This is a genomic window from Asaia bogorensis (assembly GCF_900465345.1).
In the GTDB taxonomy this organism is placed as follows: Bacteria; Pseudomonadota; Alphaproteobacteria; order Acetobacterales; family Acetobacteraceae; genus Asaia; species Asaia bogorensis_A.
In genome coordinates this window covers 81959-104802 of record NZ_UEGO01000028.1, presented here as the reverse complement: position 1 = coordinate 104802, position 22844 = coordinate 81959, and the positions used below count along the sequence as shown (strand labels likewise).

17 protein-coding genes are annotated in these 22844 nt (G+C 60.5%); 8 read left to right on the top strand and 9 right to left on the bottom strand.

Features of this window, described 5'->3' with window-relative positions:
- Window positions 1–243 precede the first annotated feature (243 nt).
- Genes ED655_RS09740 through ED655_RS09720 form a run of 5 tightly spaced genes read right to left on the bottom strand, consistent with a single transcriptional unit; the run spans window position 244 to window position 7876 of the window.
- Window positions 244–1587: a sensor histidine kinase gene (locus ED655_RS09740; RefSeq protein WP_122049994.1), complete on the bottom strand. Its 1344-nt coding sequence runs from the start codon at window positions 1585–1587 to the stop codon at window positions 244–246.
- Window positions 1584–2252, bottom strand: a complete 669-nt coding sequence (locus tag ED655_RS09735) for a response regulator transcription factor (RefSeq protein ID WP_122049993.1) — start codon at window positions 2250–2252, stop codon at window positions 1584–1586. Before ED655_RS09735 ends, ED655_RS09740 begins: the two co-directional genes overlap by 4 nt.
- Window positions 2249–5326 carry an efflux RND transporter permease subunit gene (locus ED655_RS09730; protein ID WP_122050006.1) on the bottom strand — a complete coding sequence of 1026 codons (3078 nt, stop codon included), beginning with the start codon at window positions 5324–5326 and terminating at the stop codon, window positions 2249–2251. The genes ED655_RS09735 and ED655_RS09730 overlap by 4 nt, the downstream gene beginning before the upstream one ends.
- A gap of 7 nt (window positions 5327–5333) precedes the next feature.
- Entirely contained in the window at window positions 5334–6530 is a 1197-nt protein-coding gene (locus ED655_RS09725) for an efflux RND transporter periplasmic adaptor subunit (protein ID WP_240993597.1), read from the bottom strand.
- On the bottom strand, window positions 6527–7876 hold the full coding sequence (locus ED655_RS09720; RefSeq protein WP_240993596.1) for a TolC family protein: 1350 nt from the start codon (window positions 7874–7876) through the stop codon (window positions 6527–6529). The genes ED655_RS09725 and ED655_RS09720 overlap by 4 nt, the downstream gene beginning before the upstream one ends.
- 507 nt (window positions 7877–8383) lie before the next feature.
- On the opposite strand from ED655_RS09720, the gene ED655_RS09715 reads away from it, so the two are divergent.
- Together ED655_RS09715 and ED655_RS09710 are read left to right on the top strand one after the other, a co-directional pair.
- Window positions 8384–10426 (top strand): ParB/RepB/Spo0J family partition protein, encoded by a 2043-nt coding sequence (locus ED655_RS09715; RefSeq protein WP_077931581.1) that lies wholly within the window; start codon window positions 8384–8386, stop codon window positions 10424–10426.
- Between the two features lie 137 nt (window positions 10427–10563).
- On the top strand, window positions 10564–11766 hold the full coding sequence (locus ED655_RS09710) for a DUF932 domain-containing protein (RefSeq protein ID WP_077929762.1): 1203 nt from the start codon (window positions 10564–10566) through the stop codon (window positions 11764–11766).
- Between the two features lie 374 nt (window positions 11767–12140).
- On the opposite strand, the gene ED655_RS09705 is transcribed toward ED655_RS09710, so the two are convergent.
- From ED655_RS09705 to ED655_RS09690, 4 genes are all read right to left on the bottom strand, one after another.
- On the bottom strand, window positions 12141–13256 hold the full coding sequence (locus tag ED655_RS09705) for an IS110 family RNA-guided transposase (protein WP_122049992.1): 1116 nt from the start codon (window positions 13254–13256) through the stop codon (window positions 12141–12143).
- Between the two features lie 76 nt (window positions 13257–13332).
- Entirely contained in the window at window positions 13333–16311 is a 2979-nt protein-coding gene (locus ED655_RS09700) for a Tn3-like element ISMpo10 family transposase (protein ID WP_012449407.1), read from the bottom strand.
- Window positions 16312–16315: 4 nt separating this feature from the next.
- Window positions 16316–16900, bottom strand: coding sequence for a recombinase family protein (locus tag ED655_RS09695; RefSeq protein ID WP_010339849.1), 585 nt, complete (start codon window positions 16898–16900; stop codon window positions 16316–16318).
- Window positions 16901–17033: 133 nt separating this feature from the next.
- Window positions 17034–17510 (bottom strand): YkgB family protein, encoded by a 477-nt coding sequence (locus ED655_RS09690; protein ID WP_010339850.1) that lies wholly within the window; start codon window positions 17508–17510, stop codon window positions 17034–17036.
- Between the two features lie 104 nt (window positions 17511–17614).
- Between ED655_RS09690 and ED655_RS09685 the strand changes: the two genes are divergently transcribed.
- The 6 genes from ED655_RS09685 (at window position 17615) to ED655_RS09660 (ending at window position 22506) form a co-directional block, all read left to right on the top strand.
- Window positions 17615–18157, top strand: coding sequence for a MarR family winged helix-turn-helix transcriptional regulator (locus ED655_RS09685; RefSeq protein ID WP_010339851.1), 543 nt, complete (start codon window positions 17615–17617; stop codon window positions 18155–18157).
- A 96-nt stretch (window positions 18158–18253) separates the two neighbouring features.
- Window positions 18254–19369, top strand: a complete 1116-nt coding sequence (locus ED655_RS09680; protein ID WP_122049991.1) for an IS110 family RNA-guided transposase — start codon at window positions 18254–18256, stop codon at window positions 19367–19369.
- A gap of 195 nt (window positions 19370–19564) precedes the next feature.
- Window positions 19565–19783, top strand: coding sequence for a hypothetical protein (locus ED655_RS09675; RefSeq protein ID WP_122049990.1), 219 nt, complete (start codon window positions 19565–19567; stop codon window positions 19781–19783).
- The gene (locus tag ED655_RS09670) at window positions 19776–20216 is read left to right on the top strand and encodes a hypothetical protein (RefSeq protein ID WP_122049989.1); all 441 of its coding nucleotides are present in this window, start codon (window positions 19776–19778) and stop codon (window positions 20214–20216) included. The genes ED655_RS09675 and ED655_RS09670 overlap by 8 nt, the downstream gene beginning before the upstream one ends.
- Window positions 20203–21249: a DUF7146 domain-containing protein gene (locus ED655_RS09665; protein WP_122049988.1), complete on the top strand. Its 1047-nt coding sequence runs from the start codon at window positions 20203–20205 to the stop codon at window positions 21247–21249. Before ED655_RS09670 ends, ED655_RS09665 begins: the two co-directional genes overlap by 14 nt.
- 321 nt (window positions 21250–21570) lie before the next feature.
- Window positions 21571–22506 (top strand): DUF2493 domain-containing protein, encoded by a 936-nt coding sequence (locus ED655_RS09660; RefSeq protein WP_077929765.1) that lies wholly within the window; start codon window positions 21571–21573, stop codon window positions 22504–22506.
- Window positions 22507–22844: the final 338 nt, after the last annotated feature.

Genomic DNA, 22844 nt, shown 5'->3' with positions numbered 1-22844 from the left:
CGCGGTGTGGATACTTCATCTTCAGTATTCTGGTGCAATACTTGGCAAGCGCTGGGGCGTCTGGGAATATTTGTTCGGATGATTGCCGAGACAGCGAAAAAATCCGCTGAACCACAAACGGTCATAATTGATGCGACCTAATCTTATGGCGCACTGCACGACCTCGAGTCTGCATATACTATGGAGAAAAAAGATTTTCTTTCCGGGATTTTGATGGATAGAGCCTCAGAGTTTCTGGTCTGTTCAGATGCACTCCTCGATCTCGCTGATCTGCAATCGAACTGTCACCAGAACACCTCTGGTCGTTCCTGGAATAGGCGAACTCACGGTCATATCGGCATGCAGTTGCTGTGATATCTGCCGCGCGATCGCCATGCCGAGACCGCTGCCTTCGGCATCTGTCTTTCCTCTGACGAAAGGCTTTTCCATATCCTGCAATACGTCAGATGTAAGCGGTTCGCAATCATTACAGATCAGGACTTTATGATCTTGCGAGATGACCACACTGACGGCTTGTGCAGATGTACCATGAAGAACAGCGTTTTCGAGAAGGTTGCGAAAAAGGATGCCTGTTGCATCCATATCGCCCTGGATCATGAGATGAGATAATCCCGAAAATTCAATCGGTTGGTCTTTTTCCCGTTCAAGTTCTTCTGCGAGAAAGCGAATGACAGGCACCAGATCGAACATGTTTCCTGCCAGAGCGATCCCCGATGTTGCGCGTGAAAGCTGAAGCAACTTTTCCATCATCCGGCCAATTCTGCGGGCCTGCTGCATGATGGTCGTTATCCGCTCTTCATAATCCGATCCTATAAGGAGTTTTCTGAGAACCTGAACCTGGGCAAGAAGCCCACCCACCGGATTACGCAGTTCATGCGCTGCATTGGCAGCAAAGGCGCGCTCGGCTGAAAGCGCCATTTTCAGGCGTTCCAGCAGGAGATTGACGGCGGAGTGGATGGACACAAGTTCTTCGGGAAGATCCAGTGGCGGAACAGGGGCCAGATTCGATCCTCCCCGGCTCCTGATTTCCTGCTGAAGGCTGGTCAGAGGACGCATGGCGCGACGGACACGCCAGCGGACCAGAAGCCAGATCGCAGGGAAAAAGATCACCATTGGCAGGACTGAAATCAGAATGGCCCGCCTGACGGCTTCATTTCTGTGAAAAGTTGGCTCACCCACCAGAATGTAATGGCGACCAGACGCTGATGGCACGATATATACCCTGAATAACGGGATGTTGTAAAATCCTGGCTTCAGACGTGGTACGAACAGCGTCTCCGGCGCATTCTGCGACCTGACCTCAAGGCGACCGTCCGGCGTGGTGATCTGGTAGGCCAGTGTCCGCCGGTTCACTCCGGGGAGCTGCGCGATCTGACCACCTGGAGTGGCGGAACCCGGATCGGTTCTGTCCAACTCACTGATAACAAATTCCAGACGTTCGGCCACTTCCTGTAGCGAGTTGTCGAGACGCTCCGTGACTTCGTAACGGGTAAAGGCCGCAACAAGAATACTGAGAAGCACCAGTGCACCAAGCACGATGATCAGTGTCCCAGACACGATACGGGACGCCAGGCTCCAACGCTTCATCGGGACGCATTCTCCGCGAGACAATAGCCTCTACCCCTGACTGTAATGATCAGGCCCGGTCCAGTTTTTTTCCTTATCCTGCTGATGAAAACTTCAATGGCGTTACTTTCCACGTCGTCACTGAGGCCATACAGAGCATCTTCAATCTGCTCACGACTGCACACAGCGCCGGGACGACGTGCAAGAAGTTCGACAATGGCCCATTCACGCGCAGATAGATCAACTGTCTGGCCATCACGTTCAAGCTGACGGCGCGAGAGGTCGATCCTGATAGTATCAATGATGACCTCGTTGTCTGGCAACGCCGCGTAACGCCTGGCAACAGCGTCGATGCGAGCAACGAGTTCATCGAGATCATAAGGTTTGACAATATAATCATCCGCACCTTCTGATAGCCCCGCTATCCTGTCACTGACCTGGTCCTGAGCTGTGGTGATCAGGATGGCCAGAGACGAACAGTCCCGCCGGATTTCCCGCAGTAGATCCCGACCATTACCGTCTGGAAGACCAAGATCCAAAAGCAGGAAATCATAAGAAGAGGCGATCAGGGCCGCACGAGCATCGGTTATGGTTTTAAACCAGTCGACGACATGTCCTGCCTGGCGAACGCGGTCTCTTACCGCCGAGCCCAGGGCGGGTTCATCTTCGATAATCAGGATTTTCATGAAATACGATTTTTCATAACACGCGCGTACAGGGAGGGCAGCACAAGAAGCGTCAGAAGTGTCGAGGAGATCAGACCACCGATGACGACCGTAGCCAGCGGGCGCTCGACCTCGGCGCCAGCACTGGTTGAGACCGCCATGGGGATAAAACCCAGACTGGCGACCAGAGCCGTCGCCATGACCGGACGGAAACGCTCTTCCGCGGCTTCATACGCGGCACGTGCAGCTTCCCGGCCTGCTACACGCAGGGAATTTATGGCGGTGATAAGTACCACGCCGTTCAGCACAGCCACACCGAACAGGGCAATAAATCCGATCCCGGCCGAGACACTGAATGGCAGGCCACGCAGAGCGAGAGCCAGAATACCACCTGTCGCAGCAACTGGCAGATTGACGAAAACAAGCCCAGCCAACCAGACGGAATTCAGCGCGATAACGAGCAGGGCAAAAATCAACACCAAAGCAATCGGCACGACAACTCCCAGACGGGCCATGGCCGAGCGCAGATTCTGGAACTGACCCGCCCACACGATGCGATAACCGGGAGGCAGGATGACTTTTCTGCTGACCGCCTTCTGCGCCGCTGCAACGAAGGAGCTGAGGTCACGTCCGCGCACATTGGCCTGCACAATCAGACGACGGCGGATATTGTCCCGGCTGATACGGGGAGGACCGTCCTGCACCGTGACCTTAGCGACCTCTGAAAGCAGAACCGCCCCCCGCCCATCGGCGCGGCGTATCCTCAGACGGGCGATCTGGTCGCGGGTGCCAGCCTGGGCAGGATCGAAACGGACCTGCGTGCTGATCAGGGCGTTACCGACCGTGACGGGCCGTCCAATATGACCGCCGACCGCTTCAACCATGTTCAGAAGCTCCTGCTGGGAAATACCCAGCCGCGCCGCCTTCCGACGATCAATGTCGATATGGATGAAAGCAACGGTACCGTCTCCCTGTGGAGCCACGTCAGCCGCGCCGGGAATGGTTTTCATGACGCTCGCGACCCTGTCCCCCAGACGCACCAGCGTAGCGAGATCATCGCCATAGATCGAGACGGCAATCTGGGTCCTGACACCGGACAGGAGATCATCCATCCGCATCTGCACGGGCTGGCTCCATGACTGTTCCATTCCGGGTAGTTCAGTGCCGAGCACCTGACTCATCGCCGTGACGAGCCCCTCCTGTGTATGCGCCGTGGTCCACTGTGATGGCGGCTTCAGAAAGATGAAACTGTCTGTCTCGTTAACCCCCATCGGATCGGTAGGAATGGCCGATGTTCCCGTATTGCTGACAACGCTGGTGACCTCGGAAAACCGGCGTAGGATACGCTCCTGAAGGCTGACTTCTTTTAGAGCTTCGGGCAGTGAAATGCCGGGCAGTCGCGTCGTCGTCACCGTCAGGGCGCCCTCGTCGAGAGACGGAATGAACTCGCCACCCAGATGCAGACCAACCCAGACAGAAAATGCAAAAATCGCTAAAGTCGTGCCAAACAGGGTCCGTGGCCGGTTTTCGCACCAGTTCAGTAGGGGACCGTAACCACGACGAAGAAAGGCAACCAGACGGGTATCTTCATGGCGGCCAGAAGACTTCATCACCAGAGCTGCAATCACCGGTATCCCGACTACACAGTAGAGCAGTGAGGCCAGCAGGGCCATGATGACTGTCTGCGCCATGGGCCGGAACATCTTGCCCTCGATATCCTGCAATGTCAGGATCGGCAGATAGACCATCACAATGACAAGAATGCCGAAACTCACGGGCCGGAGCACTTCGGTGGCCGCCGAGACCACGAGGGTAGCCAGCGGCGTATTCTGTCCGCTGGCCCGGTCGCGCGCACGATGGGTCATGAGGTTTTCCACCACGACCAGAGAACTGTCGACGATCATGCCGAAGTCGATGGCGCCGAGGCTGAGCAGATTGGCGGAAATGCCGAACCATCGCATTCCTGCCATCGCACAGACGAGTGCAAACGGGATGACGGACGCAATAACCAGAGACGCCCGCCAGTCACCGATGACCACGATCAGGACACTGATGACCAGGAGTGCTCCAACAACAAGATTTTCCTTCACGGTCCTGATGGTGCTGTCTGTCAGGGTCGAACGCACGTAATAAGGATCAAGCGTCACACCTTTGGGAAGAGACTGACGAATGCCGGGAAGTGCCGCGTCGATGGCGGCTAACGTGGCGTCGGAACTCGCTCCCATGCGCATCATGATGACGCCTATGACGATTTCACCCTGACCATCCCGCGTGACGGCGCCAAGCCGTGTTCGCGGCCCCATGGAAATGCGTCCGGCATCCCGCAGAAAGATTGCCGAACCGTTGGCGTTGGTTCGGACGGGAATGGACCCAAAGTCATCAAGCGAGCTAATCAGGCCGCGTCCGACAACGATCTGCTGTTCCTCTCCATGCTCGATCCAGCCGCCGCCCGATGCGGAGTTGTTACCGTCCACCGCCCGGAAAACGTCATCGACCGACACACCGAGTGCAAGGAGACGTGCCTGATCGAGAGCGACCTGAAACGTCTGTTCGGCGCCGCCATTTACGTTCACGTCCACGACGCCTGGAATCAGCTTCAGTTGAGGCGCGACAGTCCACGTCATCAGGCGGTTCAGATCCATCAGCGAATAGCCATCGCCTTTGATCTGCAACTGCATGATTTCACCAAGGCCTGTCGCGAGCGGCCCGATGTTCACGCTGACCCCCGGCACGGATATCATGCCTCTCGCCTGCTGAATCCGTTCTTCCACACGGGCGCGATCGAGATTGATATCTGTCTCATCCGCGAACTGGATGTAAACGACCGAGACCCCGGAGCGGGAGACCGAACGGAGATCGGTCATTTCCGGGATACCCGCCATGCTGGCCTCGATTGGAAAGGTGATCAGCCGTTCGACTTCTTCCGTAGCAAGGCCCGGAGCAACAACAGAAACGAGCACCTGCCGGGGCGAAATGTCGGGCACGGCCTCCACGGGAAGGCCACGCACGATCATACACCCGGCGATGAACGTCAGGCAGATTACCCCAAGGACCAGCCAGCGTCGGGTCTGCAGGGCGGAGAGAACGCTACGCATGACGCTCTCAGTCTCCATCATTCATATCTGACACCAGCATCACCGCCTTCAGGGCGAATGCGCCTTGCGTCACGATCCGCTCACCTGCGGAGAGGCCAGAGGTAATGACTTTCTGTCCATTGCCCGTAACACCAACATGCACTTCCTGTGGTCGAAACCGGTTTGAACTCACCGGCACAAACACAGTGCTTACGCCGTTGATTTCTGTGACAGCGTTCTCCGGCACAATGATGCCTGCCGTCTTTTCGCGTGTTGGCAGATGGGTATTGAGGAACATGCCTGGATGAAGACTGCCATCTGGATTGGAGGCCGTGCTTATGACGCGGACGAGGCCTGTGACCGGATCCGCCATGCTCCCTACTGAAGTTATTTTCGATTTCAGTAATGTCGTCCCTGTGTCCGATGTGAGTTCGGTGGTCTGCTCGCCGCCCTGGACCACCTGAGCGGCATCCTGAGGCAGGATGTCAGAAACAATCCATACCGATGACATGTCTGTCAGGCCTATCAGTTCCGTCGCAGGGGAAATGTCGTCAGCAATGCCAACGAACACGCTCTGTACTTCTGCTATGGTCGGCGCAATGATTGACGAAGTCTCGTCCAGCGGACTGGTCTGGGCTTTATCTGATTCCGTAACGGAGTTGTATTCTTCTTCAAGTTGATGCTTCAGCGTATCTACATCAGCCTGTCGGGCTATAACGTCGTCTTTTGCTGCCTGGAATACGGCCAGGCGGCGCCTGGTCTCTCCTGCTGCAACTGTTGTTCCTTCCAGTTCATGCCCCCGGTGGTAGGCTGACGCTGCATTCTGAGAGGCCGCATACGCTGTCGTCAGTGCCGCCTGTGCTCTTGTCATTTCAAGGCGGACCAGGTGTAATGAATGATCCTGATAGGTAAGAAGCGTCTCTCCTTTGTGCACATGCTGACCAGGTACCACAGCAACATTCAGAACTTTACCGGACCCTGCCGGGTGAATACGGACGACATGCCCCGCCTCGGCTGTGACGGTTCCCATTGCATCCAGATTTTTTGCGAGTGTACCACTCCTTGCGATCGAGATTACCAGAGCAGAATTCTTCTGCGCCGCCTCTCCCATTACGACAATCGGCGCACTGTCGGCGGCTCGTGCAGGCGACACAGTAATGCGAAAAATAATCATGACACAGAGTAAATATTTCCAGTCTTTCATGGAGGCAGATGAAGTAGTCACTGGAATTCTCCTGCGGCGATCAATGTTCGTATGATGGCGGCGTGCCAGGCAACTTCCGCCTGATTGCGGAGCTGCAAAGCACTGCTGGCAGCGGATCTGGCTCGTAACAGTTCGACCAATGATGTCTCACCGACCTGCCATGATCGATTCATCTCATTTGCGCGACTGTTCATATTCTCAGCGGACAGAACAGAATTTCTGAACATGTCTTTCGTGGCCGTCAGATGAGAAAAAACCTGAGCAAGTTCCTGCCTGACATTGCGGCGAGCCTGCTGCTCCTGACTGATAGCCGCTGCCAGCTTGTTGCGGGCGTCCGCTTCCATGGGGACGTTGCGGACATCGCTGGGAAGCGGGATGGAAACTGTTACCCCCACGCGGTCGTCCCACGGGCTGCCATACTGTTTTTCGTGAATTGCAGCTACGCCAACTTCAGGGTTCGGCATGAAGGAGGCTTTGGCGAGATGCACGCCAGCTTCCGCTGTATGCACGGCCTGACGGGCGGCTCTGACGCGAGGATCATTATTTTCGAGAGCTTCGGCAGAGAAGAGTCCGTCATGCGCTAACGCCACATTGTCAAAAGAGAGGATATCGGGGACGGCCGGGCGACCCAGCAAGATACGAAGCGCTGAGGTCGCTGTCTCGACCTGCTCTTCCGCCAGAGAATATTCGCTGGCGGCGTTTGCCACTTCAGATGACACGATCTGCTGATCGGCAAGAGGCATCTCCCCGGCATGTACACCACGACTTACAGAAGCATGGATTTTCTCCAGCATCTCTTTCTGGATGCGTGCGATTGCCAGCCAGCGCTTGGCTATAATGACGTTGGCTGATGAATCCAGAACTTTCATAGCCACCGTCATTCGCGCCACATGTAGACGTTCCTGAATGGTCAACGCTTCGGCTCTGGCGACTCCAACGGTCGCACTGCCTTGTCCCGGAAGCCAGAGCGGCACAGACACTCCCCCTTGGTAGGTTGTGTATCCTTCGTTGCTGCCTATGGCATGATCATCGAAATACTGACCCGAGACAGTTGGGCCGCCGGCAAACCAGGAACCGGCTGCTTCTGCTCTTGCTGCTGCTGAGCGATAGTTTGTATTCAGTTCAGTCCGACTGGGATCGGCAGCCCACGCTGCTTCAACAGCTTGGGCGAACGTAATATTTTCTGCTTTCGCTTCTGAAAGTAGAATAGGGGAAAGTAAAATAAATAAGATATAATATATATATGTATGTTTTATATTTTTTCTCATTTTTTTTGATCTGGAGCGCGAACCCAGATAATAAACATCACGATCACACATAAAATTATGCTGCCTGTATGTATTAACACGTGAAAAAAACTGCGACATGTCCGATATCATACCAGATGAAGCTGACAGTTCGCTGAACGGCATCACTGAAATGAATACAGCAGAGAACATAAGTGGTGAGGGGGGGATATTTAAGTCGAAACGGATGCATTCAACCCTATGCACGGAAAATAGACGGATATCGGTATTTTATGCCAAAGAGTATATTCGCTGATGGAAAATTTTTTCGGATTTTTGTTTGAAATAGAAGATTGACTCCGAAGAATTCGATGTTTTTATCTTCCTTTTGAGAGGCTAAGGCAAATTGGCTCTGGGGTCGTAGACTACTTATTGGACTGTTTTAACTACAGGTCGTTTACCTGTGCTTTACGCTTTCTGTCGCCTTTGCGCACATAGCACGGATGGTTGTTGACCTTATCCTACCGGAAAAGTGGGTGGGGGGGTGTTTCGGTGTGAACACCAGAGTCAGAGGGCTGCGCGAATTTTCGTGACGGGTTGAGAGGGTAGGGGAGAGTCTCCTGTCCGCCCGTCATGGAGTTTTTCGCCATGGCGACCACTATTCCCAAAATCAGCCTCAGTTCGTCCCGTGACATCCCGTTCAATCGTCTGGTGCTGTCCCAGTCCAACGTGCGACGCGTGAAGTCCGGCCTGTCGATTGAGGAACTCGCCCGCGACATCGAGCGCCGCGGGCTGCTGCAGAGCCTGAATGTCCGTCCCATGCTTGATGGCGAAGGGGCCGAGACCGGCACTTACGAAGTCCCAGCCGGCGGACGGCGCTTTCGCGCGCTCGAACTGCTGGTGAAGCAGAAGAAACTGGCGAAGACCGCCCCGGTGCCCTGCGTGGTGCGCGAGGCCGGGTCGGCCATTCTCGCCGAGGAGGACTCTCTGGCCGAGAACGTCCAGCGGCTGGCCCTGCATCCGCTGGACCAGTTCCGGGCCTTTCGTGACATGCTGGAGAAGGGCATGTCCGAGGAGGAAATCGCAGCAGCGTTCTTCGTCGCACCGGCCGTGGTTAAACAGCGTCTGCGGCTGATGACCGTGTCCGACAGGTTGCTTGAAATCTATGAGCAGGACGGGATGCGGCTGGAACAGTTGATGGCCTTTTCCATCAGCGATGATCATGTCCGCCAGGAACAGGTCTGGGAGATCGTGTCCCAGAGCCATAACCGCGAGCCCTACGTCATCCGCCGCATGCTGACGGAAAAGACCGTCCGGGCATCGGACGCGCGCGCCCGCTTCGTCGGGCTGGACGCCTATGTCACGGCCGGTGGCCACATCATGCGCGACCTGTTCGAGGCAGACGACGGGGGCTGGCTGCAGGATCCGGCCATTCTGGACCGGCTGGTCATGGAAAAACTGCACGCTGCCGCCGAAGATATTCGTGCCGAGGGCTGGAAATGGGTGGAGACGGCCCTGTCATTACCGTGGGGGCACACACGGCAGTTCGCGGAAATTGATGGCACGGAAGTGTCGCTCTCCGACGAGGAAGCCGCCCGTCTCGAAGTCCTGCGTGCGGAGCAGGAAACCATCGAGGCCGAATATGCCCAGGCCGATGAATATCCAGACGAGGTGGATGCAAGGCTGGGCGGGATCGAACAGGCCATCCTTGTCCTGGAGGAACGACCTCTGGCGTTCGATCCTGCCGACATGGCGCGGGCAGGCGCTTTCGTCAGCCTCGCCAGCGATGGCACATTGCAGGTGGAGCGGGGCTTCGTGCTGCCCGAGGACATGCCGACCGAGCCCGAAGAGACCGATCATGCTGCGTATAATGGGCGGGATGAACGTCTTGCTGATGATGGCGGTGACGGGGGCAGAGGGGGAGATAGCACTTCTCCCGACGTTGAGCCCGAGGAAGAAGACGGGATCAAACCACTGCCTGACCGGCTTCTCACCGAACTGACGGCCTGGCGCACGCTGGCCCTGCGGGATGCCTTTGCCAGCAATCCGCACATCGCCCTGACCGAATTCCTGCACACACTGGTACGCGATGTTTACTGGCAGACACCGGGGGCTGACTGCCTTGAAGCCTATGTCCGGGAAATCCCGCTGCCCGTTCATTCACCTGACATGCCGGGCAGTGTGCCAGCCCATGCGCTGCGTCAGCGTAACGAGGGCTGGAAGCACGATCTGCCTGAGGACGAGGATGCGCTGTGGCGCTGGATTGCTGGGCTTGATGATACCAGCCGCATCGCCCTGCTGGCCCATTGCCTGTCCTTCGGCGTTAACGCGCTTTATGAGCGCATGCCCTCCTATGGCGCGGTGTCGCAGCGCAGCGTGACCGAGCGCCTCAAACGGGCAGACCGCCTGGCATCGGCCCTTAGCCTTGATCTGGTGGAGGCGGGCTGGCAGCCGACCGTCGAGAACTATCTCGGCCGGGTGACCAAGACGCGTATCCTGCAGGCGGTGCGGGAAGCGCGCGGCGATGAGGCGGTCGAGCGCATTGCGCATCTGAAGAAGCCCGACATGGCCCGCGAGGCCGAGCGACTGCTTGATGGTTCGGGCTGGCTGCCTGAGGCGTTGCGCACGGCAGGAGGCGCAGAGCAGGTGCCGGTTGAAACGGCAACGATGGACGCTATCGCTGCCGAGTAGCCTTTATGAGGTTTGGAACTTTGAGACAGCGGCTTCCGGTGCCCGGAAGCCGCTTTTTTCATGTCCGGCGCCCCGGAAAGAGGGAGAGGGCGGCTTCGCCTTTTGTGCCGAATAACCGGCATAGAGGAGAGTTTTCCATGACCACGACCACCATCCTGCCCCCTGCGTCCCGTGGCGCCGCGTCCGGTGGCTTCCGCATCGATCCGTCGCGTGGCGAACGCAGCGCCCGCGTCTCGTCCGAATGGTTCTCGCGCCCCGATGACGAGCGCTACCTGTCCCTGTCAGCCTTGCATGCCGCCACGCTTGCCCGTGCAGATCGCGCCACGGCCCGCACGGTGGAAAGTCGCGGTATTCGCGTCGAGGCCTCGCGCGATAATGCCGAACGCCTGACGCTGACCGTGCCGGGACAGAATGAGCCGATCGCACCCACACACTGGGCGTTCGGCCAGATGTGCAGCCTGGTCGGCGCGCCGTCGTCCTACCTGCGCAATCTTCCAGCGCCACTCGCGGCGATCAACCTGCAGCATGGGCTGCTGTCGCACCGCGCCGAACTGGTCAAAACACTGGAGACGGAAGACGGACGCGTGGAACTGCGCGCTGTAACTGGTCCGGATTACGGCCGCATCTGGGACCATGAACTGGTGGGCGCGGTGCGCAAGATCGCGGGGAATGGCACAGGCGATACAAACTGGAAGGTGCCCGGTGTGATCGACTGGGCCACCATGACCCATAATCCCTATGTGGATATCACCAAAGAAACCACGACGCTCTATGCGTCAGACAGGGATGTGTTTCTGTTCCTTGTTGACGACACCCACCCGATTGAGGCGGGACGCTTGCCCAATGGTGATCCCGATCTCTATTTTCGGGGGTTCTATGCCTGGAATTCGGAAGTCGGCAGCAAGAGCCTTGGTATTGCGTCGTTTTACCTGCGCGGAGTGTGCCAGAACCGCGTTTTGTGGGGCGTGGAAAATTTCGAACAGATCACGATCCGGCATAGCAAGTTTGCGGCTTCGCGTTTCGTGCACCAGGCCACGCCTGCGCTGCGGAATTTCGCCACGGCCAGTCCGGCCTCGTTCATCTCGGGCATTCAGGCCTCGCGTCGGGCGCTGGTGGCAAAAACCGATGAGGATCGGGAAAGTTTCCTGCGCCGTCGCGGGTTCTCGAAACCGGAAACCGCGAAGATCATAGAAACCGTGCTGCATGAGGAAGGGCACAAGCCCGAGAGCGTGTTTGATTTCGTGCAGGGCATCACGGCGCTGGCCCGCACCAGGGCCAATCAGGATACGCGGCTGGATCTGGAAGAGAAGGCCCGCAGGCTGATGGAACGGGCGTCCTGAAAAACGACTGCACGCTTTTCCGCCAATACGGGGTCGGTACACAGAACGGACCCAGATATACGCTCTCATGACTGCCATCCGAGATGCTGACCGAGTTTAGTCCTTCGCTGGCCGCGAGACCAGCGGTCGCATTGACCTTGGCGGGTGTGCCGCGGGCGCCTGATCGACGACGATTGATCACGCTCTCATCCGCGGGTTGGTTACCGCACTACCCGTATCCGTCGCTGGGCCTATCCTCCGTCTAAGTTCGGGCGTCGGACGAACCTGCCCCACCGTACACCGTGGATTGCCCATCACAGTCGGGTGCCCGCGGCACGCCGGCCAAGGCTATGCAGATGGTGCGCTGGCGCCTCCTCTCACTGCTGGTTGGAAGATCAAGTGGCGACCGCCGGTGGTACGCGTCGGGCGATGTCCCAAGCATAGCCGACCAGTTCACGCGCGATCGCGGTGGTTACCTTGGGCTGGGGCTTGCCTGCGGCCGCGAGGCGACGGTAGCGCTGGCAGAGACGAACCTGCGCCTTCCATCCAATCGCCTGGATCTCTTCGGGCAAGTCGATGACGCGCTCACGATAGCGGCGTTCCTCGCGAGCGGGCAGTCGATACGACCAGCCAGCCTCGATCAGCATGGTGCGTGCCTGCGCGTTACCCGCGCGCGTGATCCGACCACGCTTGGTCCGGGCACCGCTAGAATGCTCGGACGGCACCAAGCCGACATAGGCCATCAACTGCTTGGGATTGTCGAAGCGGGTCAGATCACCGACCTCGGCGACCAGCGTCGCGGCGCTGACCAGCCTGATGCCGCGCAGGACCTGAAGATTGCGGACCAGCGGCGCGAAACGCCATGCATCTACCGCGTCGCCCAGCGCCGCCTCGAGCCGTCCAACCCGCGCCTGCGCCTCGAGCACCCGCTTCTGCATCTCCTCAAATGCCAGCTGCTGATGGGGGAAGTCGAACCGCTGTTCGGACAACCACCGCCAGTACATCTTCGTCCAGGCCGCCTTGCCGCCGAAACGACGATCGTGCCGCAGCAAGAAGCTGCGCACGGTCTGTTTGGCCCCGGTGGCATCTTCCTGTGCGCTGCGTCGGGCGCGGATCAGATCACGCACCGCCTCGTGCGCTTCGTCCGGAACCCAGATCGCGGTAAGCTCGCCAGCACGCAACAGTCGGGCCAGCGTCATTGCGTCACGCCGGTCGGTCTTCACATGATCGCCCGGCCGTCGTGGCATCATCGAGGGGGCGATGACGATACAAGCCTGCCCAAGTTTCGTCAGCAGCCGGTGCAGGCCATAGCCGCAAGGGCCAGCCTCGTAGCAGACGCTCAACCTCACGCCCGGCGCCGTCAGCCGCTTGACCAGCTTTCTGACCGCGTCGTCCTCGTTGGCGACCGTGCCAACAAAACGCACCTCGCCTCCGCGCTCTCCATCGGCAACCGCGACCGCGATGGTTTCCTTATGCACGTCCAGACCGACGTATTTCACTGCTTCCGTCATGACTCGCCTCCAGTGCTGACAAATCCATCGTCAGCATCTCAGATTTGAGCCCCCGCGGCTCCGGCAGTCATGGGGTCTAAGGTTTTGCCGTGCCTTCGACGGCGCGCATCTGGCGAAGCGGTCTGAGCGCGGTGGATGGCGCATCGGGATCGGTCCAGAGGTAATCGCCGGTGAGATTGATATGCTGCCAACCGAGCGGTGATAGGTGTTGCAGCAGGTCCGGCGGGACCGGCCGGCCGAGGTTGGCGAGATGCATCCGGGCGGCTTGCAGGTAGGTCGTGTTCCACAGGACGATGGCACCGGCGACGAGGTTCAGCGCGCTCGCCCGATGGCTTTGGGCTTGCAGCGCATGATCGCGGATACGGCCGATGCGATGGAAGAAGATGGCGCGTTTCAGGGCATTTTCCGCTTCTCCCTTGTTGAGTTCGCGGGTGGCGCGGCGACGCTGTTCGGGCTGCTCGATCCAGTCGAGCGTGAACAGGGTACGCTCGACGCGACCGATCTCGCGCAACGCCAGTGCCAGGCCGTTGGCGCGTGGATAGGAGCCGAGCCGTTCCAGCATGATCGAGGCGCTGACGACGCCTGTGCGGATCGAGGTTCCCAGTCGCAGCACGTCGTCCCAGTGTGCCTCGATCAGACCTTCGTCGATGCGGCCCGCGACCAGCGGCGCAATATCGGGGCCGGGTTCGATGCCGTTAAACAGGTGCAAACGGCGTGCGGCGATATTCGGGATACGCGGCGCGAACCGGAACCCAAGCAGATGACATAGCGCGAACACATGGTCGGAGACGCCCCCGCCATCGACGTGATGCTCTTCGATGTGCAGATCGGCGCCGTGGTGGAGCAGCCCGTCGAGCACCTGTGCCGCCTCGCTCGCCGAAGCGGAGATAACTGTGGAATGGAACGGCGCGTAGCGATCCGAGACGTGGCTGTAAAAGGAGACAGCCGGCTCTGTCCCCTTGTGCGGATTGACTGCGCCGGTTGCCTGGGCGCGGCGGTCGAGCGGAAAGTTCTGACCGTCTGAGCTGGACGAGGTGCCGGACCCGAACAGCGCGGCCAGCGGCGCGGTGTGTTGGGCGTCGACAAGCCGGGCGAGCGCGCGACCGTAGGTTTCCTCGCGCAGATGCCACGAGGCGAGCCAACCGAGTTGGCGCTGGGTCACGAGATTGCAGGCTTCCGCCATGCGCGTATGGCCCAGATTGGTGGCATCGGCGAGCACCGCCGTGAGGATCGCACGTGGTTCATCCGCGGCACGGCCACTTTGCAGATGCGTGAAGCACTGGCTGAACCCGGTCCATCGATCGACTTCGGCAAGAAGGTCGGTGATGCGGATCGCGGGCAGATGCGCATAGAGCGGCGCAAGGGCGGTATCGGATTCCTCGGGAGTAATCGCCTTCAAGGGCGAAATCCGCAGCCTGCCCAAGCTGAGCTGCACGTCTTCCAGCGCGTCCGTCTCCGCCTTTCGCTCGACCTCGGCCAATCGACGGGCGAGGCGGGCGCGTCGTTCGGCCAGCCAGATATCGGCCGTATCCGGTGCCGGTATCGGCAAGGGGCCGGCCGCGCGCATGTTGGCGAATACGGGGGCAGGAATGAGTTGCTGCTCGACAGCACGATAGCGTCGGCTTCCCTCGACCCACATGTCGCCGGCGCGAAGCCGGTCGCGAAGCTCGACCAGCACGCACAATTCATAGATCCTGCGATCGGGAATGCCGGTGCCGATCGCCCGACGCCAAGCTTGCCGGATGAAGCCGACTGGCGTGCCTGCAGGCAATTTGCGCAGATGACCAAAATGAAGGTCGCGCATGATCGCGACCGCTCGCGCGAGCGCATGGCAGGCTGGCACCGCCCCGAATGTGAACGAGGCGATGAACGAGGGACCGACCTGTCGGAGGACGGGGTAATTGGTCGCGGCGACCGCGACGGGATCGACCGAATCGGGGCGGATCAGCTTGCGGGCTTCATCGACCTCGCGGCCGAGATCATTCCATCCGATCGCTGCCTCGACCGCAGCGCCGATATCGCCACCTGATATCTTGGCGGCGAGCAAGGCAGCGCCGAGTTGGGCAAGCAGCCGGATTTTGCCGTTGATGGTGCGCCGGTTGCGCTTGAGTGTCGTGTCCGCGCTGTTCTGTTCGCGCCGGAACATCTGCCCAAGCAGGCGATCGAACATCAGCACCGCATCGTCGGTGAGGGTAACGATGGTTTCGAGGATGGTCGCCACCAATGTGGCGCGACGCCGCGTCGCTTGCAGCGTCCGAACATGTTGCGCGGTCAGCCGCACGCCTTCCTGGCACAGGCGTCGGAGGCGCTCGGGATGGACGCCTACGGCGATATCCGGATCGATCCCGATGGCCCGAAGCAGTGTCAGTCGCTCGATGATGGCGGCGAATGTCTTTCGGCCGGGCTTGCCGGGTGACTGCCGCACCCAGGCCAGATCGCTCAAGTTCGTGCCTGTGTGGGGCAGGAGAAGCGCATCGAGCAGCCGGCGCTGTCGAGCATCGAGTCCTCGGGTCAGATGCTCGGCGACATGGCGTTCGGCATCGAGCAACGCCTGTGCGACCATCCGCTCGACCGAACTGATGCCCGGCACAATGATGCGCCGTCGCCGGCACTCATCCAGCATCACGCGCGCCAGCCTAGCCCCGCTGGTCGTCGTCAGCGCGATCGGCAGGAGCCATTCCTGCAACGTCGTTCGCAGCGGCCGACTGAGCGGCATGAAGCCGAATGCATCGCGCAGTGCATCGAGCTGTTCGTACCGGGTCGGGCCGCGCGTCGCGTAGTCGGCCAGCACCTCGGGTCCGACCTGCAATTGCTCTGCGACGAACGCGAGCGGCGTATCAGGGATCAGTTCACCGGGTCGCAGGAAACGGCCAGGATAGCGCAGCGCGCAAAGCTGGATCGCGAAACCCAGCCGGTTATGCGGTCGCCTCCGGCGGACGATGATGGCCAAGTCGTCCCGGCTCAATGTCCAGTGCTGGACGAGCAGGGTTTCGTCGTCGGGAAGCGCGAGCAACGCCGCGCGTTGCTCGTCCGACAGGACGGCGCGACGCGGCATCGGCTTAGACCTTGGCCGGTGCGGTCCAGCCGATCCGGGCAAGCGTGCCGAGAAGGGTCGAACGCGGCACCTTGAAGGTCCGGCAGACGGACGCCTTGCTGGCCCCGCCATCCAGCGCGGCGGTGATCCGCTCGAGCGTTTCGGCGTCGATCATCGGCGGGCGGCCACCTTGGCGTCCCCGGCGTTTGGCAGCAGCCAGTCCCGCCATCACCCGTTCGCGCGTGAGCGCACGCTCATATTGTGCCAATGCACCGAACAGCGAGAACAGCAATTCGCCGTGCGGCGTGGTCGTATCCATCTGCTCGGTCAGCGACCGGAACGCGATGCCGCGCGCCTTCAGATCGGTGACGATCGTCAGCAGGTGCGGCAGCGAGCGTCCGAGCCGGTCGAGCTTCCACACGATCAGTGTGTCGCCCGCGTTCAGATAGTCGAGGCAGGCTTTCAGGCCTGGTCGGTCGTCGCGCGCGCCGGATGCCTTGTCGGTATGGAGATGCCGATGATCGACCCCGGTTGCGACGAGCGCGTCCCGCTGGAGATCGACCGTTTGGCGGTCATCGGTCGTTGACACCCGCATATATCCGACCAGCATGTACGACAAACCCTCGAAAGCATGTTTTCGAACACCCTATCAAAGCGACAGGGTTTGTCGATCGTTATGGGCTGAGGCGGGTATGGTTCGGCAAAAGCGCAGGTCCGGAGCGTCGCCTATCACCTGTTTGCCGTCACGCGTCTGCTGTCCGTATGGACGCAAGTAGAAGGCACGCTGATGCCGCAAGAAGCACCAGGTCCTTCAACAGGAACTGTCCGGTTCCGGCCGAAATCGCCGGGAACCCGCCAGCGGTCGGCTCGGCGACGCCAGGCGTGCTCAGGAAAAACGTCAGTGTCACGGCATAAGTCAGGCATGACATCGCCGCGCCGAGAGCGGAGGCCGTCTTGTTGAAAGCACCGATAATCAGCGCAGCGGCCGTCGCGAGCTCGACGGTGCCTATAAAATAGCTTCCACCCTGCACCCCAAAAACGGCCGGAATCCAGCTCATGATCGGACTGTTCTTCATCAATGGCGCGATGCCCATCGCTTCATAGCTCGTGAATTTCATGCAACCGAACCAGAGAAAGATGACCACCAGCGCCCAGCGCAGCAACGCGAGAGACCCGCGAGAGCCGGTCGTCTTTTCAGCTATGTGTAATGTCGAAAACATGGTGCCTCGCTTTCATCATGGCGCATGACCTGCCTTCATGCTTAGACAGGCGTGATATATGCGCTGCGCATACACTATACGCCGTCAATGAATGAGGCAACCCTTTGAACGTACTCTCGGACCGGCTCGTCAATCTGTTCGGCGCCCTCGCAGTGGGCATCACCGATCGAATTAAGAAGGCGGCATTCGACCCGACGATACCCGGCGGTGGCGAAACCACCGCGGCGATCGTCGTCATCGGTCACGCGACCGGTCTTTCGATCGACGAATTAGGACGGGTGCTAGGCTTGTCCCACGCGGGGACGGTGCGGCTTGTCGATCGATTGGTTGCAGCCGGGTTCGCCGTTCGATCCAAAGCGCTACGGGACCGTCGTGCAGTAGCGCTGATGCTCACTGAGGCAGGCGAGACTCGCCTATCTGCGATCCTGCAACGAAGAAACGAGACTTTATCCGAAATCCTTAGCCATGTCTCGAATGCTGACCGCCTCGTGCTGGAACGTATTGCCGAGACAATACTTGCGCAGATGTCTGACGACGCTGTCTCGGCGCTGACGATATGCCGGCTCTGCGACGAGAGGCGATGCTACAACTGTCCGATGGATGCCTTTGGAATGCTGGAGTCGTCGACGCATAGAGTCGACCCATAAGTGCGCGCAGAGACGCTTAGACCCCATGACTGCCGGAGCCTTGGAGGCTCGAATCTGAGATGCTGATGATGGATTTGTCAGCAGCGGAGACGAGTCATGACGGAGGCAGTGAAATACGTTGGTCTGGACGTTCATAAGGAAACCATCGCGGTCGCGGTTGCCGATGGGGAACGCGGAGGCGAGGTACGTTTCGTCGGCACGGTCGCCAACGAGGACGATGCGATCAGGAAGCTGGTCAAGCGGCTGACGGGACCGGGTGTGACGTTGAACGTCTGCTACGAAGCGGGACCCTGTGGGTATGGCTTGCATCGGCTGCTGTCGAAGCTGGGACAGAATTGCATCGTCATCGCCCCCTCGATGATGCCGCGACGCCCGGGCGACCATGTTAAGACGGACCGGCGTGACGCGATGACCCTGGCGCGGCTGCTACGCGCCGGCGAACTCACCGCGATCTGGGTGCCGGACGAAGCGCACGAGGCGGTACGCGATCTCATCCGCGCGCGACGCAGCGCGCAGGACGATGCCATCGGGGCCAAGCAGACGGTGCGCAGCTTCCTGTTGCGGCATGATCGTCGTTTTGGCGGCAAGGCGGCTTGGACGAAAATGTACTGGCGGTGGTTGTCCGAGCAGCGGTTTGAGTTTCCCCACCAGCAGCTGGCATTCGAGGAAATGCAGAAGCGGGTGCTGGAGGCCCAGGCACGGGTCGCGCGCCTGGAGGCGGCGCTGGCTGAAGCGGTGGATGCGTGGTGTTTTGCGCCGCTGGTCCGCAATCTGCAGGTCCTGCGCGGTATCAGGCTGGTCAGTGCCGCAACGCTGGTCGCCGAGGTGGGCGACCTCACCCGCTTCGACAATCCCAAGCAACTGATGGCGTATGTCGGCCTGGTGCCGTCCGAGCACTCCAGCGGTGCCAAGACCAAGCGGGGCCGGATTACCCGCGCGGGCAACGCGCAAGCACGGACGATGTTGATCGAGGCGGGCTGGTCGTATCGGCTGCCCGCTCGCGAGGAGCGACGCTACCGTGAACGGGTCATCGACTTGCCCGAGGACATCCAAGCGATCGGGTGGAAGGCGCAGGTTCGCCTGTGCCAGCGCTACCGTCGCCTGGCGGCCACCGGAAAGCCCCAGCCCAAGGTGACCACCGCGATCGCGCGTGAACTGGTCGGCTATGCCTGGGACATCGCCCGTCGAGTGTCGCCAGCGATAGCCGGCTGATCCACACAGAACAATTCCAGGAGGAGGCGCCAGGGCACCAACTGCATAGCCTTGGCCGGCGTGCCGCGGGCACCCGACTGTGATGGGCAATCCACGGTGTACGGTGGGGCAGGTTCGTCCGACGCCCGAACTTAGACGGAGGATAGGCCCAGCGACGGATACGGGTAGTGCGGTAACCAACCCGCGGATGAGAGCATGATCAATCGTCGTCGATCAGGCGTCCGCGGCACACCCGCCAAGGTCAATGCGAACGCTGGTCTTGCGGCCAGCGACAAGGTAAACTCGGCCAGCGTCTCGGATGGCAGTCATGAGAGCGTATATCTGTGCCCGTTCTATGTCCTGACCCCAATACGTTTTTACGAGCCCGGCCCCTGCGCCGGGCTTTTTCGTTTCGGGGGTCATTTCGATGGCTGATTTTTTCACGCATTTTTCCTGCGTTCTCGACGTGGGCACGGTGGACAATGCCGCAAAGGCGCTCGATCTCTACAACGCGTTCATGGATGAGTTGGCGGCGGAAGATCCGCCCTCTGACGGGTTCCGGCTTTCCGTAGAACCGGAATATGGTGGCACCAGGCTCTGGATGCGCGATGACGTGACCGGGGATCCGCAGCAGATCGTGGAATTCGTGCTACGCTGCGCACGGGCATTCCGATTGCGGGGGCGATGGGGATTTCAATGGGCCAATACGGCCTCACGCCCCCGGATCGGCGCGTTCAGCGGCGGCGCGCATCTGCTTGACCTTGGCAGCCGCAGGACGATTTCATGGATGACGACCGATCGCTGGCTGGCGATTGCTGTGGATGGAGGCAATCCCGATACAGGAGGGCAGGGCGATGATCGGACATGATGCGGGCGATCTCGCCCGCCGTCTGGCGGAGAACGCAGAGGCGGTGTGCCGTCGGTATCTGTCCGCCGGTCGCCGTCACGGCAATTACTGGTTGGTCGGAGATGTGCACAACACGCCCGGCCGGTCGCTGTTTGTCCGGCTGCATGACACCGCCAATGGCAGGGCCGGTAAGTGGATGGATGCGCAGTCCGCCGAGCATGGCGATCTGCTCGACGTGATCCGCGAAAGCCTCGGTCTGGTGGATTTCCGCGACGTGGCCGATGAGGCGCGTGCGTTCCTCAGCCTGCCACGTCCCGACCCGGCATCGTCGTCACAGGATCGTCCGGTCCGTGACCGTGGCTCCGCCAATTCGTCGGAAGCCGCGCGTCGGCTCTGGGCCATGTCCGGGTCGATCACGGGCACGCCCGTAGAAACGTATCTCCGCAGACGCGACATGACGCTTTTGCACGGAACCGAAGCCCTGCGCTTCCATCCGCGCTGCTTTTACCGTCCGGACGAGCACAGTCCGACGCAGACCTGGCCCGCCATGATCGCCGCCGTCACCGATCTCGAAGGCCGCGTGAGCGGCGTGCATCGCACCTGGCTGGCGCGCGACGGACGTGGCAAGGCGCCTGTCGAAATGCCACGCCGGGCGATGGGCGACCTGCTCGGCCATGCCGTGCGCTTTGGCACGGTGTCTGACGTTCTGGCAGCAGGCGAGGGGATCGAGACGGTGCTGTCACTGCGGCAGGTTCTGCCCGATCTGCCGCTGGCCGCCTGCCTGTCCTCGGCGCATCTCGCCGCCATGGCGTTTCCGTCCACGTTGCGCCGCCTCTACGTGCTGCGCGACGACGACCCGGCCGGAGACCATGCGGCGGCGACCCTGATGGCCCGGACGCAGGAGGCCAGGGTCGAGTGCCTCGTGCTGTCATCGCGTCTGGCGGATTTCAACGATGATCTGCGCTACCTCGGGCGTGGCGCGATGCGGGCGCTCCTGCATCCCCAGCTTGCCCCGCAGGACGTGGTGCGGTTCCTGCAACCCGTCGCGCACTGAGGCGGGCCGGGAAGGGAGAGTGCGGGTCTTCTTCTTTCCAGTGTGGCGCGTGGCTGTCCTGTTTCCGGATAGGGCGCGCCTGCGGCCTTTCGTGGAGGGGAGCGGGCGTCAGCCAGACCGGGCCTGCAATGGCGGAGCCGGCTATTTTCCGCCGCGCGGGACTGCGTCCGCGCTTTGCATCGCGAAGCAAAATAGCCGGCTCCTTGCCATCCTTCACTGCGTTGCGGCCGCGCGTTGCGCGGTTCCGGCCCGGCCTTCGTCTGCCGCTATCCGCCCCCGGAAAGGCCGCGAGGGGCGCGGCCAGAACCGGAGGACAGACCCATGACCCGCACACAGGACGATTTCGAACCCGCACACGCCACCTCTTCAACCGCCCACGTGCTGGCGGAACTCCAGCTTTACGGCCACCGTCCCTTCGAGGATGAGCCGGATCCGAGGCCCTTGCCCGACGCCAGCCAGATCGAGGGCGCGGTTACCGATATCTTCGATGCCCTGTCGGCCACGCTGACCGACACACGGTTGGAGCCCGATCTCGAACCGCTGCTCTGGTCCACCGTCAATGTCTTTCACCGCATGGTCGGGCAGGTCGAACGCGATCTTGACCGCAACGAGACGGCGCAGAAACGCAGCCAGCAGGAACAGGATGGCAGCGAGATCCGCTCGGTGGAACTGGAACGCCTCATTGCCGAGGGGCTGACCCTGCTGGAACGACGCAACGCCTACGAGATATTCCGCGACCTCGCCTGCGACCAGTTCGAGCGCCTGACCATGTCGCCCTGGCGACCGCGCTCCGGCTCGCTGGTCAGTCGCAGCACCCTGACGGCGTCGATGATCGACAGCCGCGATTTCCTCAATGCCCGCCGCAAGGCCGAAACCGAACTGCTCGTGCCGCCGGGACCAAAAGTCGCGGTGACCGGCGGTCTCGATTACGAGGACCATCATCTGATCTGGAACCGCCTCGACAAGGTGCGCGAGAAGCACCCCGACATGGTGCTGCTGCATGGCGGCTCACCCAAGGGGGCGGAATTTATCGCCTCCCGCTGGGCCGATCATCGCGAGGTCGCGCAGATCGCCTTCAAACCGGACTGGAACCGGCACGGCAAGGCTGCCCCGTTCCGGCGGAACGATGCCCTGCTGAAAGTCCTGCCCGTCGGCGTCATGGTGTTTCCGGGATCGGGCATTCAGGACAATCTGGCCGACAAGGCCAAACAGATGGGTATCCCCGTCTGGCGGTTCCGCAAGGACAGTGGCGCGTAAGCGCCATTGTCTCTTTCGAGCATATCTCTAAAACGATAATCGCTGCTCCCGATTTTTCGCATGACGCCGATCGATCAGAACTGTCCGTCGGGCTCCCCGTTGCCCGCGCTGCCGGTTGAAGCAAACGGGGTTGATCGCGCCGGAAGGCCCCGCCCGGAGAGATCGGGTGCGGGGCGTGACCTTTTTCCCCATTCCGGCTGCAGGGACGATGGATGAGGGAGCGGTGGTCCCCTTCCTTATCGGTGAACAGATCGAAACAGCCATGGCGAAGGAGGGATCGTCCAGCGGGCAACTGGCTGGCCCGCCTTCGTTGGAACGACGGGTCCATAGGATGCGGC

Coding starts and splice junctions, on each gene's coding strand:
- ED655_RS09735 (WP_122049993.1), bottom strand. CDS start 2,252: ATGAAAATCCTGATTATCGAAGATGAACCCGCCCTGGGCTCGGCGGTA.
- ED655_RS09705 (WP_122049992.1), bottom strand. CDS start 13,256: ATGACGGAAGCAGTGAAATACGTCGGTCTGGACGTGCATAAGGAAACC.
- ED655_RS09670 (WP_122049989.1), top strand. CDS start 19,776: ATGGCTGATTTTTTCACGCATTTTTCCTGCGTTCTCGACGTGGGCACG.
- ED655_RS09695 (WP_010339849.1), bottom strand. CDS start 16,900: ATGCTGGTCGGATATATGCGGGTGTCAACGACCGATGACCGCCAAACG.
- ED655_RS09710 (WP_077929762.1), top strand. CDS start 10,564: ATGACCACGACCACCATCCTGCCCCCTGCGTCCCGTGGCGCCGCGTCC.
- ED655_RS09720 (WP_240993596.1), bottom strand. CDS start 7,876: ATGTCGCAGTTTTTTTCACGTGTTAATACATACAGGCAGCATAATTTT.
- ED655_RS09680 (WP_122049991.1), top strand. CDS start 18,254: ATGACGGAGGCAGTGAAATACGTTGGTCTGGACGTTCATAAGGAAACC.
- ED655_RS09715 (WP_077931581.1), top strand. CDS start 8,384: ATGGCGACCACTATTCCCAAAATCAGCCTCAGTTCGTCCCGTGACATC.
- ED655_RS09730 (WP_122050006.1), bottom strand. CDS start 5,326: ATGCGTAGCGTTCTCTCCGCCCTGCAGACCCGACGCTGGCTGGTCCTT.
- ED655_RS09660 (WP_077929765.1), top strand. CDS start 21,571: ATGACCCGCACACAGGACGATTTCGAACCCGCACACGCCACCTCTTCA.
- ED655_RS09675 (WP_122049990.1), top strand. CDS start 19,565: ATGATCAATCGTCGTCGATCAGGCGTCCGCGGCACACCCGCCAAGGTC.
- ED655_RS09740 (WP_122049994.1), bottom strand. CDS start 1,587: ATGAAGCGTTGGAGCCTGGCGTCCCGTATCGTGTCTGGGACACTGATC.
- ED655_RS09700 (WP_012449407.1), bottom strand. CDS start 16,311: ATGCCGCGTCGCGCCGTCCTGTCGGACGAGCAACGCGCGGCGTTGCTC.
- ED655_RS09665 (WP_122049988.1), top strand. CDS start 20,203: ATGATCGGACATGATGCGGGCGATCTCGCCCGCCGTCTGGCGGAGAAC.
- ED655_RS09690 (WP_010339850.1), bottom strand. CDS start 17,510: ATGTTTTCGACATTACACATAGCTGAAAAGACGACCGGCTCTCGCGGG.